The organism is Ktedonosporobacter rubrisoli (genome assembly GCF_004208415.1).
GTDB lineage: Bacteria > Chloroflexota > Ktedonobacteria > Ktedonobacterales > Ktedonobacteraceae > Ktedonosporobacter > Ktedonosporobacter rubrisoli.
In genome coordinates this window covers 9917318-9931064 of sequence record NZ_CP035758.1, presented here as the reverse complement: position 1 = coordinate 9931064, position 13747 = coordinate 9917318, and the positions used below count along the sequence as shown (strand labels likewise).

Below are 13747 nucleotides of genomic sequence, written 5' to 3'. Positions count from 1 at the left end.
CTAACGGTTCGTGAACTACTCCCAGGAGCCAGTTCCAGTGAGCCAATCGAGAATCATCTCGGGCATATGAGATATAGCTGCTTGTCTCTGCGAACAAGGTGGTAGGCTATGCAGAATGGTCGAACCATATTCTTTTGACGTTATGCGCCGATCAAAGAGCACCACAGCTTTCCTTCTAGCATCTTTCCAGGCCAGGCGGTTTAAGCCTCGTCGCAAACGTAGGGAAGCAACCGGTACAGTAAAATTATGCAATTGGTCTGAGTACTGTTCGGCGCGCGCCGCAATAGGTGGGTCGTTCAGAACTGGCATCGGTAAGCGCGTAACCACTATGCAAGCAGGTGTCCGATTGATATCTTCAGCCCCCTCCCAGAAGCTTCCAGTTCCCAACAACACGACCCGCTCTTGCCGCTGAAAGGCCTGCCAGAGCTGACGTGGGGAGCCATCAATCCCTTGTCCCAGGACGAGAATTCCGCGCGTCTCCAGCAGAGGTTTAATCGTAGCATACGAGCTGCGCAGGGCAGCATGCGAAGTAAAGAGAGCAACAAGCTGGCCCTCTAACATAGTTGCCATCTGGATCAAGGTCTCATCAAGGTGGCGCTGATAGTGTGGCGCATTCGGCTCCGGTACGTCATTTGGCAAACACAATAATGTTTGTTCATTATGCGCGGTTACCAGGGATAGAGCTGTTTGATTATCCTGTTCCAGCCCCAGGCGCCCTTGTGTAAAGGCAAAAGAGGAATCAACCGAGAGCGCGTTGCCTACAAAGATTGTGCCTGTATTTTCGGTCAGCAATAAGCGCTTCAATAAAGCAGAAGTTTGCACAAGCTGGGTATAGAGAATCGGCGTATCCTCGGCGCGAGGTCCCGCAGCCTCTGTATGGCGCTGATGGGACGATTGATGATGGTTATTAAATGAGGATTGCATAGGAGGCATGCGTAACCAGTAAACAGCGTCGTTATTCTCCAGCGAAAGTGCTTGTTGCACCAGTTGCTTTTGTTCATGCAGACGTTGCGCGACAGTCATCAATTCTAAAGCCACCGGGCCGGTTTCACCGCTGCCAAGTTCGGAACGGCGACGATTGCGCGGCGTATCTAGAATCGTTTTTTCGGCTTGTTGAACAAGATCGATCACCGATTGTAGGCGCTGAGAGGTTTTTTGCCAGGTCTGCTCTATCTCCCCCCATGCACTCAGGTTGCGGATATGTGCAGTCAGACGTAGGGGCTGATCCAGGCGTTCGTTGTTCCGCCCTCCATAAGAACGTCCTGTCGAGCTGCCTTTCCCTTTCTCCTTGCCACTGCTCTGATGGACATGCTCAGCGATCAAATGACCAAAGCTGCCGAAGAGCTTTTCGACAGATGTCCGGGCCTGCCGCAAGGTCTGAAACCAGGCCAGCATACGCGCATCCAGCTCTGATTTAGCAATTGTTGGTGTCGTTGACAGACCTCCCGGCCCGTTCTCTCGTATAGATGGAGCGGCAAGGGCTAAGAGTCCCTGATAGCGCCCATCTGGTAGCTCGGTACCAATAGTATTGAGCAAATTAAAGAGACGTGTCCTATCCAACTCGCTGCCACTCCAGCGCGCACTTTCATCCTCTAACAGATCAGCATCCAGGATCAAGCGACGCCCGATCCCGGTCAGGAGCGAATGGGAGTGCGAGAGATCATCGAAAAGTCCAGCATGAGTGGTTACGACGATACTCGCTGCGTTTACACGCTCCTCGGCTCTACTGACAAAACAATAGCCTTTACGCCGATAGGTGCAATGCTCATAGGCTGTACCAGAGCGAGTATTCATGGATGCCACGCGTTCAGTTCCCGAGGAAATCCGCTCCCAGGCCGCCATCTCCTGAGGTAGGAGCGTCAATTCGCTGCGCTCACCTGTCAAGGTTTGCTGGGCCCATAATCCGAGTTTGGCCAGGCCACGCGCCTGCTCGGCTGTCAATTCTCCGCTTGTACGGCGCAAAGCAGCCCCAAACCAGCGATGAACGCAGAGATATCCCCCACGCTCAGCTAGATAGGCCACGGAAAAATGAGAATCTAGCTCTTTTTGCAAAGTGGGCAAAGTTGTTTCAATCAGACGCCGGGCTGCCTGCTGGCTGGAACAAGCAATCACCAGGCGAGGAGGATTTGCAGCCTCAGAAGAGGCCTCCTTCAACCATTCCAGAGTTGGAAGCAAAGCCGGCGTATAATCGCTCCCTCCCACCGTTACCTCCAGCATCAATGGCGTGCGTTGCTCAAGAGCCTGCTGAACCTCCCTGCACGCAACTTGATACTCAGTAGAGATGGCCTGTTCGGCTGGCTCCTTACTAAAAGTTCGGATGGCCTTAAGCGTCTCGGGATCTGTGGCCGTCGCTGAGGCAGAAAGGCGCGGCGGAGCAGCTTCATCCTGTTGGGCAATCGCAAAGGAGAGTACGCGTGGGTCCATACCCAATTGCGCAGCCAGACTATCTCCAAAACTACCCCGTCCCAGAGAGCCATACAGCCCATCGCGCTCTTGTCGCTCACGCAACTCTTGACGGAAGAAATGTAGCAGGGGCCAGGAGCGCGGTGCATCCAGGTTGGCCAGATCTTTCAGTAAGGCCAGATCAACCGCTTGTAGACGCTGATGAAGCGATATAAACACTTCCATGGCCAGGACAGTATCTACCATAGCCCTATGTCTATCTTCAGGTACACGAATACCCAATGTCTCGGCGACCTGGCCCAGATTATAGCTGGTCAAGGAAGGCAGCATCACAGTTGCCAGCTCAAAGGTGTCAATCAGTGGATTCGTGCGGGCCAATCCCCAGCGGCGTAAAAAACCAGCATCGAACGGGATACTATGGCCCACCAAAGGAAAATCGCCGAGAAAATTCTGCAACTTCTTAGCAATCGTCTCAAAAAGAGGTGCACCTGCTAGCTGTTCTGGCTTGATACCTGTCAACCTCTGTACTCGATAGGGAATAGCACGGCCTGGGGAAACAAATGTCTCAAAGGTATCAATAACTGTGGACCCTTGAAATTTGACTGCAGCAACTTCCAGGATAGCATCCTGTTCCGCATGTAGCCCCGTGGTCTCCAGGTCAAGAGCTACACGAATGGACGACTTCTTCGCCATATTTTAATCGCTCCTCGTATCTCTCTCGATCACTCTTGTTTAGGCTCTTCTCGCTTCCCTTCGCGTACATTTTGAGAAGGAGGAGACCAATACTCAAGAAGTGCGCGCGCCTTAAGCGCAGCACGCCCCCGATGACTGATACGATTCTTCTGTTCCGGCGTTAGCTCAGCCGTTGTCATCCCAAACTCAGGCACCAGGAAAATAGGATCGTAGCCGAAACCGTATTTTCCCCGAGGAGCATCTGCAATCAACCCTTCTATCGTCCCCTCTACGCTGCGATGGTACCCTGATGGTTCGGCCAGGGTGATAACGCAGCGGAAACGAGCAGTACGCTGCTCTACTGGCACATTCTGAAGTTGCTGTAAGATGATCCTAAATTTCTCTTCATAGGGGGTATCTCGCCCGGCAAAACGGGCAGAATACACGCCAGGGGCGCCTCCCAGTGCATCTATCTCTAAGCCAGAATCGTCGGCGAGCGAGAGTAGACCGGAAGCACGAGCATAGGCCAGAGCTTTTAATTCTGCATTCTCTAAAAAGGTGGTTCCCGTCTCTTCTACATCCATGTCTAGCTGGATATCATTTAATGAGCGTAGTTCAAAAGGGAGGTCAGCAAAGATGTTTTGATATTCTTCTAACTTATGACGATTTGTGGTGGCCACCAATAAGGCACGCATATAAGTCTCCAAACTAGACGAAACCGGAACATTGTCACTCATATTACCATATCACTTTATAGTTGTCGAGATTGAGAGGCTGCACTATGTGTCTATTCTCCCTTAATACATACCTTTTACTGTTGTTGAAGGACTGCTTCTTCTCCTTGATGCAGCACAAAACTCCTTATGGATGTGCTCTATACATCACATGCAAGGATCTTATCCTCTAGGCCAATAGTCCTGGATACATGTCTTCTTCCGCAAATGGCGCGTGCTTTATTACAGCGCTCAAGCGGGCAAAAAGGTAACCTGGATACGCTAAGGAAGCTTCGTATAACACAGCAGGAAAAGCGCTATAGCATTTATTACGCTATAGTCAACAACTTTCTCACATAAGATAAGTGTCAGGGCCGGATAGGGCTATATACGTTGAAGAAATCCAGAGAGGTACCAGGTAAAGCTCATACGTATTGCTAATGAGTGACAATGCGCATGGAGGCAACCATAAGTTCTGCAAAAGCTCAGGAAAAACCGCTTGACAGCGTGGGTGTTTCGGATTATAATTTAACCCGTCTAAAGGAACCGCAAGTTATCAGTGGTTCCTTAAGCCGGTGTAGCTCAGTGGTAGAGCACTCGATTCGTAATCGAGCGGCCAAGGGTTCAAGTCCCTTCACCGGCTCCTCTTTTTTTATAATTCATAATCTTTGGCCCAGCGTACGCCTTTCTGTTGATTATCCTTCGTCGCCTGCAAGCGCAACCTTCCCAAAGAGCAGGCCGGTACATCCTCTACAGGCACAAGATAAGCTTTGCCAGTATCAGACAAATATACTCCGAAATAATCTGTCTCTCCTCTGTAACCTTTTCTGATATGCGGTTTGCCCCCCACACGCGCATACGTAATAGCTGCAAAATTTCTGCCAGCCTATCATAGGTGCAGGCTGGCAGAATTGTATGCTTGTGAGCAAGCAGTAGAAATTTTTACGGCATACTCAATAGATTCTGCAGGCCCGATAAAGCCATACCAAAGCATGCCAACAAAAGATTAAGAAGGCGTGGTCACATCCTCAAAAAGCGGACAGGCCGCCCAGAAATCCTGCATGTGTTTCTCGACCTCGATAAACTTCTGATGCATAGCTGTGGGCGTGCTCAGATTTAAGGTCATAATCTTGCGATTCAAGCCGCGCAGCGTCTTCTCATATTCGGCAGCAGCATTCCCAGCAATAATGTTAAAAGAACGCTTTTCGCTGGGAAATGGAGGAACGCGCCGGGTGCGCAAGGCCTTACTCTGATGCATAACCTTCGCTAGCTTCTTCTCGGCCCTGGCCATCTCGGTGCGGATCTCCTTGGCCAGCTCAATCTCAGCCGGCGCAAAACCATGGCTTTTAAGCACGTGATAGGAAAGTGCCATATCCCCTGCCGCGCTATCATCATCCAATTGTAATGGCTTGCCCTCACCCGGCAAATTTGAGAAGTCCCCGCGCACCTGGGCCTCGTAAATCTGCTCCTCGATATAGTGAGCAAAATTTTTGCCGCGCCGTTTTGGTCCCGCCGACTCTTCCGCTTGCTCCTGGCCAATCTTCATTTTATCAGACGATTTACGCCAATCTACAAAATCCATAGCTCACCTGCACTATTCTGTATATGACTGTTTCTGCTATCTACTCTCAATTATAAGCTCTTTAGCAGTCCTCAATGCAAGCTCATACACATCCACAAGCGGCAGGTCACGCTCTTTGGCAATATGCAAGCAATCCTCATACTCCGGCACAGCACCGATAACGCGCTCGCCCAGCAGCTTTACCTTCACGGCTAGCGTTCCGAGCGGCGTCTCAAGCTGGTGCATAGCACGCCTGGCCTTAAGGCGCTTCTTCTCCTGTATACGTACACCCAGGGTACTTGTCTCGCTCAGCAGGAGCATTGCCAGCCGTTCACCATCCTCTGGCGTGCAGATAAGCGTTACTAGAGTGGCCGGGCGATTCTTTTTCATCTGTATCGGTGTGTAGCTTGCATCCAGGGCGCCTGCCGCCATGAGCCGATCCATCAGAGGACCTAGCAATTCGCCGCTCATATTATCAATATGCGTCTCTATAACGGTTACCCAATCTGTTTCGGCCTGTCCTGAAGTTGTGGCAGATGCTTCAAGAGACTGCCCCAGGCAAAGGCGCAAGCAATTTGGCCAGGCCAGGCGTTTCTGGCCATAGCCATAACCCACACTCTCAATGGTCAGCCTCGGCGTCTCAAAGCGGGCCAGGGCTGCCAAAATCGCCGCTCCCGTGGGAGTTACCAGCTCGCCTTCGGCCGGACAAGGCTTCCAGGGAGCCTTCACGCGTCGCAAGATCTCCAACGTCGCCGGGGCAGGCACAGGCAAAACGCCATGCGCAGCCTGCACATAGCCGCTGGTCAAGGGAAGTGCAGAGGCGTACAACTGTTCAATTCCTAGGGCTTCAATGCCAATCGCTGCTCCGGTAATATCCACAATTGCATCCACAGCTCCCACTTCATGAAAATGAACCTCGTCGATACTTGTGTCATGCACAGTAGCTTCAGCCTGGGCCAGGCACCGGAAGATCGCTTGCGCTTTTTCACGCACACTCGCCGGAAGCGTTGAGGCCTCTAGCAGGGCCACGATATCAGACAGGTGGCGCGTTGGCTGCGCTTCCTCGGTCATATCAACTTTCAGGCGCGAACCACGTATCCCTTTATCTTCATACTTTTCAAGTGTAAGCTGATAGCCCTGTACCGGAAGAGCCGCCAGGGCCTCCTTAAGGGTCGTAAACGGGAGCCCGGCATCAAGCAGCGCTCCCAGAAACATATCCCCACTAATTCCTGAAAAACAATCGAGATACGCAATTTTTTGTGTCATTTTACCTCAAATTATCCTATCTTTTACGTTATGTCTAGATGAGAGACCTCACTATTCTCTCAATTATCCCCTCATTATGGGTACTGGCGGGAAAACAATCTTCTCCCCCACATGAGGCTGTTTTTCCGTCAGTGCCTCCCCTCTGCTTCAGCAGAGTGGGCTCTTTTATAGCCTTACAACGCTCAATGCTCAAGCTGGCTTTGCCAGAAGGCTTTTTGCTCTGTCGTTAGAAGCTGGCTATCCTTCACAGCCTGGCGAAAGGGCCGCATCCGCTCACCCGGCGTATAGTCCTCTGCCGCTTCAGCCACCTTCAAGGTTCTTTTCCGCCCAAGCTGCCCGGGGCCGTGCCGCTTAGCATATGTCCCAACCCGATCTTCATATTCCGGCTCGGGCAAATCAAAGCAGGCAAATATCACAGCCAGAGGCAAGCGCAGCAGCTGGCCTGTACGCTTGAAAAGCTCTACCGGCACGGTCTCCGGATCTATCAAGCGCTGTTCTAATAATGCAATAATATCAACGCTTAGATCAAGCTTTTGCGCCAACCAGGACCATGAAGGCTCAGCAATATGAGCCTGAGCAAGCAGGAGCGAAATTGGTCCATCGGCATCTGCGGCTCGCAATAGCTTCCCATATATGCGCTCTAGCGATGCAGAGAGAGCAGTGTTGCTCTCTGCGCCTGGCTGCTGCCCAGCTTCAACCTCAGGCATAGCAGCTTCGGCCATATGATAGTAAGCCACAAAATCGGCTATATCCTCAGCATATTGGGGATAACGCTGAAGGTACTCACTCAGGCTTGGACGCTGGCCAGCCTGGAACTCCTCAACGTAGCGTGCGGTAATATGTAATACAGCATCCTGCTTTTCATCCATAGAAAAACCCTCCATCATCCATCTCCAGAGCGTCCCGAAGAAGTTTTACAGCTTCACGTATGCGATTCCGCACAGTGCGATCGGTAATACATAAAATCCTTGCCGCTTCCTTCTCAGTTCTCCCCTCCCAGAACACCAGAAGCACAGCGGCCTTAAGCTTACCGGGCAGGCTCATTACCAGGCGCAAAAGCTCGCCTTTCTCTATCGCCTGCAGCATCAGTTCGGCCTTTTCATCTTTAATATCAATCAAGCCAGGCTCCTCCTCCGATCCACGTGGTTGGCGATCAAGGCTGGCAATTAGCTCTCGCGGTATACGCACGCTGCGCTTCACCTTCAGACTGCCCCAGCGCCCCTCGCGCATCATAAAGGCTTGATAGATATGTCTGCGCTCAAAGCGCAAACAGTGTAAAAAGTTCTCCTCCCAAAACCGACGCCCAGGGTCCATTAATGCGCGAAACATCGCTTCACTGAGATCTGCGCAGAGATCGCAGGCCAATGCATAGCGCTCATCAGCAGATATGCCCAGATTTTTAAGCATACTATGAGCCCAGCGCTCATTCATAGACTGTACGCGATAAAGTATTACTTCTATCAGGCGATTGCGCCCCCATATATCGCCATAGCCAGAGGTGCTTCTAAAGCAGCGCACCAGTACTTCGAGGGGAAGATCGGCAGCTTCAATAGCTTGCCAAAAAGCAGAGGAACCATAAACGGGGAGATCATCATATATTTGGGCCAGAGAAATATTATGCTCAACTCCAGGAGTTGACCGCTCACAGCCATCATTAGCATCTATAAACTCCACGATGCCCTGAACCTCCAAATAGACATCTGCAACTTCATCCCTTTTCAGTATAGTCTTTCTCATGCCAGACGTCAATTTACTCTATCCAGGGGCATAAAATGAAGAAGCGGAAGACATTGCGCTGCCTCCGCTTCTTTATATCTCATGTTGGAGCCTAAGAACGCTATTTTCCGCTATGATGGAACTCCAGGGCATTGCGATAGACATCCACATAGCGGAGCGCGGAGGCATGCCAGGAGTGATCAGCGGCCATCCCATGCAATTGCAGAGTTCGCCAGCTCTCCTTGAAGCGATAGACCTCTAAAGCACGAATGATTGCCGCAAACAGCTCCCAGGGATCGTAGTTATTGAAAACAAAGCCATTCCCTTCACCCGTCAGCGGATCATACTCCTGCACCGTATCGGCAAGTCCGCCCACGTGGCGCACAATAGGCACGCTGCCATAGCGCATCGCAATCAACTGGCTTAGACCACACGGCTCGAAGCGAGAAGGCATCAAAAACATATCGCTGCCCGCGTAAATACGCTGCGCCAGCTCGGCATTAAAAGTCAGGAAGATGGCCACCTGTTCAGGATAGCGAGCCGCAAGATTTTGAAATAGTTCATGGTAATGCTGATCACCAATGCCCAATACCACAAACTGCACCCCTTGCGAGAGCAGCGGTTGAATAATCTGAGATAGGAGATCAAAGCCTTTCTGATCTGCCAGGCGAGAGATCATCGCCAGCAAAGGCACATCCGCACGCACAGGCAAATGAGCCTGCTCCTGCAGCACTGCCTTATTTTCAGCGCGCTTATCAAGCGAAGAGGCATCATAGCACGCATGAATATAGCGGTCAGTCGAAGGATTTATTTCCTGATAATCAATGCCATTGAGAATGCCAAAGAGACGATCGCGGCGCGAGCGCAGCAAATGATCAAGCTTCTCACCGAAGGTAGGCGTCAGAATCTCCTGAGCATAGCGCTCACTCACCGTCGTAATGGCATCTGAGAAAAGAATACCTCGCCCCATGATATCAACGACATTTGCCAGTTCTGCAATTTGGGGATACAGGAATCCATTAGCCGCCACTCCCGCCACCTCAAGGATACGATAGCCAAATATACCCTGATAGGCCAGATTATGGATAGTATAGACGGTAGCCGCCTGCGCAAATAAGGGATCATCACGATAAACAGTATGCAGCCAATTGGGCACAATACCGGTATGCCAGTCATTACAATGTACGATATCGGGGGCCCAGTTTAGCGTGCGCATAGCCTCTAATGCGGCCCGACAAAACAAGATAAAGCGTTCTCCATCGTCAGTATACCCATAAATATTTTCTCGCTCAAAGTAGCGAGGAGCGTCTATCATATAGACTGGAATTTGATCCCCGATCTCACCCAAGCGCACATTGACCGGCACGCGGAAATTGCCCATCGCCACAGGCACGGCTTCAGCTACCGTGCTCAGGTGGAAACGTTCAGGATCGACTTGTCTGTATCGAGGCATGACCAAACGGACATCATGGCCAAGGGCCTGCAGAGCTTTAGGCAATGCCCCTACAACGTCAGCTAAACCACCAACTTTGACAAACGGCACAATTTCTGCTGCAAGGATCAGGACCTTGAGACGCTGTTCATACTGCATCAGACTTTGCGGCGGAGCGATCCCTGTTTTTCAAGAATCATGAGGAGGAAACGCCGCTTCTCCTTTCAACAACTATGGTTCTGATCGCACCTATCCCCATATAGGACAACCCGGTGGGCCGCGAACCGCATTCAACTATTACAACGCTTAACGAATATACCTATTTTATCACAGAAATAGAGGCTCACCATCCACCTCCTTTTAATTAACGAAAAGAGCCTTTCCACCTCACCTCAGTCCATCAACTGAGAGCAGAAAGGCTCTTCCCTTTAACTTGTATCAGTATTTATCTAGCTGTACATTTTAACAACTATAACCGACATGTATTCGGTAGCTACGCCTTGTAGCGATTACGTGCCAGGAAGTAGAACTGAATGCCAGCCAAGATGGCCATCAGCACGAGCAACACCACAGCATCGTTAGCAGGAATGGGCGGTGCTTCTCCCGGCACCGTAGGCGGCGGAATAAGCTGACCGGCCACAAACGGAATATTGGTCTCTGTCTCCGGGTCCCAGACAGGCAGCGAGAAGAGCGCAAACGAGCCGAGATAGATGAACAGACAGGTGCCCATAATCAGCCACTGACCCAGGCAGCCCAGATTCTTCTCACCCACCACAGCAAACTCGCGGCGAGCAACGCTGGTCCAGATCCCTACCAGAATGAGCATCGCGCCACAGAGTATCATCGCCACCATCAGTTGCTCAGGAGCCATATGCAGCAGAAGCGTCGCCGCCCCAATCGCTGCTACAGTCACAAAGGAACCGATAATCACCACGTTCCGATTCGACTTCCAGGCCCAGATGGCTGCCATCAGTAGCACAAAGAAATTGGTAGTTATGATCGCATCGACCAGGTAGCCGGCCATCTGCGAGAAGGTGCAGCTCTGCGGAATTTCCGCTGATTTCGCGCAGCTAACCAGATACTCATTCAAGCCAATAAAGCTCCAGGTATGAATCCAGCTTACTAGAGGATAGACTACAATTCCCAGCACCAGGAAAATTGCCCCCGTCTGGGCCAATCCCAGCGCACCAACCGCATACAGAGGAGCCATCGTACGCTTACGTGCCGGGCGCATCAGGTAATGCAAGCGCAGGAGGAAAGCCCCCAGCGCAGCCACAATCGCTGCCCCGAGAATAAGTGTGATGATAAGCATCAGCAGCTTATGCCCAAAGTAGGGATGGGCCGGAAAGAGCGCATGAGCCAGTCCCTTGTCATCCACATAGGAATAAGCGATAACAAATGCCAGCAGCAGAACAGTTCCGATGACAATCAGCCAGCGGATCGCAGGAGTGGTACCTGGATCATGGCGCTCCGGATTGCGCTGCTCATTCATAGCTAGAATGCTATAGAAAATCATCGCCAGGCCAACGCCAAGAATGCCAACGCCAAGCATCAGCAAGTCAAGCGCTTTAGGCTCAAACCAGAGTATTTTACCACCCAGGACCGGATTCCAAATGGTATCAGCGCGCGGAAAATACTGATTGCAATCAGGATTTGTCGGCGTGCAGCCGGTTGTAGTACACCAGATCGCCAGAGCCAGACCACCCGCAGTCAATATAACGCCTAAGGTCGTAAAAATAGCCGGTGGTATTACTGGCTTCGGGTCGAAGAGCATCGTTATCACCTGAATGATAATGAAGCCCCCCAGGCAGACGACGGCTAGCCCGAAACAGCCACGCTCCAGCCCATCAAGGGTTGCAGCGGTCATCTGCAAGAAAACATATCCAGGAAGTTGCCCGATGAGAATGGCCGCGATAAAGAAAAAGCCAACAGCAAAAATTACCGCGCGCGCCCATGACATCTGTTCTGGCAACTCTCGACGGTGAGCTTGTTGCATGAGTCGCAATCCCTTTCGACATGCCGTTCACGATTTATCACATAACGACATGACCAGCTCTTAGCAAAGAATGTCATCGCGACCCTTGCGAGCCGCGACACCTAACACCTATTCAACTATTTCTAGCCGCCCCAACATATCAGGGTGAACCCGGCAATAGTAGGTTACTGAATGATCCGCGTTCAAATCATAAGCAGCCTTCGTCACAGTATAGGAAAACTTCCCATTCGTCGGGATCAAAGTCGTCAGGCCCGAATCGAAGACATTCGGAGCCGCCTTAGACGTATCCTGACCCTCAATGGCTGTCACCGTGTGACCCACAGAAGTTTTATTGACCCAGGTGATCACAGTGCCTACCTTGACCTTAACATTGATCGCAGCGTAGCAGGCAGTCTTGCTCTCACAAGTTGCCCCGTTTTCACCAGGGTTCACCATATCAATGGTGACCTCCTTCTGATTCGTCATATCAACAGCTTTTCCAAACTGCCCAAGGCTAGCGTATGTCACCGCCGCCTGATACTGCTGCTGATTAGAAGACTGAAGGTATGATGGCAACTTTGCAAAACCGTTAAGGTTTGTCGGGTAGCCATTCTTCGCTAAATAACTCGGATCGGACGAGCGAATAAAGTCAAACAGGTAATTTACATAGTCGCTAAGCAGCGCCCCGCCATACTGATCGCTTTTCTGGATCAGATTTGGATTAGGAGGCGGAGGAGCCGCAGGATTATAAATGCCGGCCGAGATAATCCTTTGCACATCCGCATCGGTCATTGCCTTAAACTGCTCTAGAGGATATCCATTATAGGTAGCATTTACAATCTTATTATCTTTAATACCGTAGCAATTCTGCACACAGTACTGAGCATAGAGCTGCATACCTGACTGGACCGCATTCTCAAACTGCGTCACCTTGGCAGTATCCTGGTTGTTCGACTCCATGATCCAGAAGGTCGGGATCATCAGCGAGACAAGTGCCAGCATGATAAGCGACCCATACCCCGTTTTCTCAACGGCATTTGTACGGGAGTAGAATAAGTACAGCAAGCCGCCCACTACTATCAGCAGCAGGATGATGCCCACGGCAGCTTGTCCAAAATTTACCATAACACACACCCTTTTGACAGATACCCATTTATGAAAAGAAAAGGGCTCATATCAATCCTATATTGTCCGGCAGGATACTGCTTCTCAAAACCCACTGGGTTAGCAGTCCGCCCTGAGAAACAGTAACCTGCGATGTGTTTCATATCGCGTATTGCGCAAATACAGCAGCACATTAACCGCCAGCGCTACACTGGACCGTTGGTATAGGAAGTAAGCGCGTTGTCGGATCAGGATGCGGAACCGGCTGGTTTGGATAATTCAAAAGGCCAGTATTGACCACAACATCATCGCCACTAAAAGACATCCGGAAGCGATCAAGACTTCTAGGAGCCGGGCCATCAAGGAACTCACCGTTCACATTATAGTGAGACCCATGACAGGGGCACTTGAAGCTAAGGCAATCATCGCGGAACGGAACGGTACAGCCAAGATGCACGCAACGCTGATAGAGCGCGATCCAATAGCTTCCATCGCTATCTTTCGTGACCCACTCAGAACCTAACTGATCCTGCAGACTCTGCCCGGTCAACAGCCACTTCGTGTCTGGCGCGAGATGAACCACATAGGTTCTCGCCACCGGGCGATGGTAAACACCGGCCGTTTCAAGCTTAAATTGAGCCGGCGTCGCGGGCTTGAAATCAGCTTTCTTGCCCACCACCAGCGAAGAGCCAAAGGAGCCGGAAAGGCCGGGATAAAGCATATCTAAGGCGCCAGCTACCGCCGCTGTAGCCGAAAGCCCCCATACAGCAAGCATAGATCGGCGAAGGAAGCGCCGCCGCGAGAGACGCTGCTTCGCAATCTCTGCAGCTTCAGCGCCCCCGCCGTGCAAAACTTCATATTGCTGAGGCGTAATTGGCGGTGTATCAATATTATTCATATGAGAC

At 51.2% G+C, this 13747-nt stretch carries 11 protein-coding genes and 1 tRNA gene; 1 reads left to right on the top strand and 11 read right to left on the bottom strand.

The genetic code is table 11. The features are described from left to right. Window positions 1–15: 15 nt before the first annotated feature. Together EPA93_RS42550 and EPA93_RS42545 are read right to left on the bottom strand one after the other, a co-directional pair. Window positions 16–3096 (bottom strand): exonuclease domain-containing protein, encoded by a 3081-nt coding sequence (locus EPA93_RS42550; protein WP_129893375.1) that lies wholly within the window; start codon window positions 3094–3096, stop codon window positions 16–18. 29 nt (window positions 3097–3125) lie between these two features. Then, a complete protein-coding gene (locus EPA93_RS42545; protein WP_129894816.1) occupies window positions 3126–3770 on the bottom strand; it encodes an XTP/dITP diphosphatase in 645 nt (214 codons plus the stop codon). Between the two features lie 589 nt (window positions 3771–4359). Between EPA93_RS42545 and EPA93_RS42540 the strand changes: the two genes are divergently transcribed. After that, window positions 4360–4431 (top strand) — tRNA-Thr (locus EPA93_RS42540). 9 nt (window positions 4432–4440) lie between these two features. Here EPA93_RS42540 and EPA93_RS48820 read toward each other — a convergent pair. From EPA93_RS48820 to EPA93_RS42500, 9 genes are all read right to left on the bottom strand, one after another. Beyond that, complete coding sequence (locus EPA93_RS48820) at window positions 4441–4638, bottom strand: group I intron-associated PD-(D/E)XK endonuclease (RefSeq protein WP_165423766.1); 198 nt, start codon at window positions 4636–4638, stop codon at window positions 4441–4443. A 156-nt stretch (window positions 4639–4794) separates the two neighbouring features. Beyond that, complete coding sequence (locus EPA93_RS42535; protein ID WP_129893374.1) at window positions 4795–5370, bottom strand: DnaJ family domain-containing protein; 576 nt, start codon at window positions 5368–5370, stop codon at window positions 4795–4797. Window positions 5371–5406: 36 nt separating this feature from the next. Then, window positions 5407–6615 carry a nickel pincer cofactor biosynthesis protein LarC gene (gene larC / locus EPA93_RS42530; RefSeq protein ID WP_129893373.1) on the bottom strand — a complete coding sequence of 403 codons (1209 nt, stop codon included), beginning with the start codon at window positions 6613–6615 and terminating at the stop codon, window positions 5407–5409. A gap of 182 nt (window positions 6616–6797) precedes the next feature. Beyond that, entirely contained in the window at window positions 6798–7484 is a 687-nt protein-coding gene (locus EPA93_RS42525; RefSeq protein WP_129893372.1) for a hypothetical protein, read from the bottom strand. Next, window positions 7477–8352: an RNA polymerase sigma factor gene (locus EPA93_RS42520; RefSeq protein ID WP_129893371.1), complete on the bottom strand. Its 876-nt coding sequence runs from the start codon at window positions 8350–8352 to the stop codon at window positions 7477–7479. Before EPA93_RS42520 ends, EPA93_RS42525 begins: the two co-directional genes overlap by 8 nt. A gap of 100 nt (window positions 8353–8452) precedes the next feature. Next, window positions 8453–9922, bottom strand: a complete 1470-nt coding sequence (gene glgA, locus EPA93_RS42515) for a glycogen synthase GlgA (RefSeq protein WP_129893370.1) — start codon at window positions 9920–9922, stop codon at window positions 8453–8455. Window positions 9923–10256: 334 nt separating this feature from the next. Next, window positions 10257–11759, bottom strand: a complete 1503-nt coding sequence (locus EPA93_RS42510) for a hypothetical protein (RefSeq protein WP_129893369.1) — start codon at window positions 11757–11759, stop codon at window positions 10257–10259. A gap of 108 nt (window positions 11760–11867) precedes the next feature. Continuing rightward, window positions 11868–12863 (bottom strand): plastocyanin/azurin family copper-binding protein, encoded by a 996-nt coding sequence (locus EPA93_RS42505; RefSeq protein ID WP_129893368.1) that lies wholly within the window; start codon window positions 12861–12863, stop codon window positions 11868–11870. Window positions 12864–13035: 172 nt separating this feature from the next. Then, complete coding sequence (locus tag EPA93_RS42500) at window positions 13036–13740, bottom strand: QcrA and Rieske domain-containing protein (protein WP_129893367.1); 705 nt, start codon at window positions 13738–13740, stop codon at window positions 13036–13038. Window positions 13741–13747: the final 7 nt, after the last annotated feature.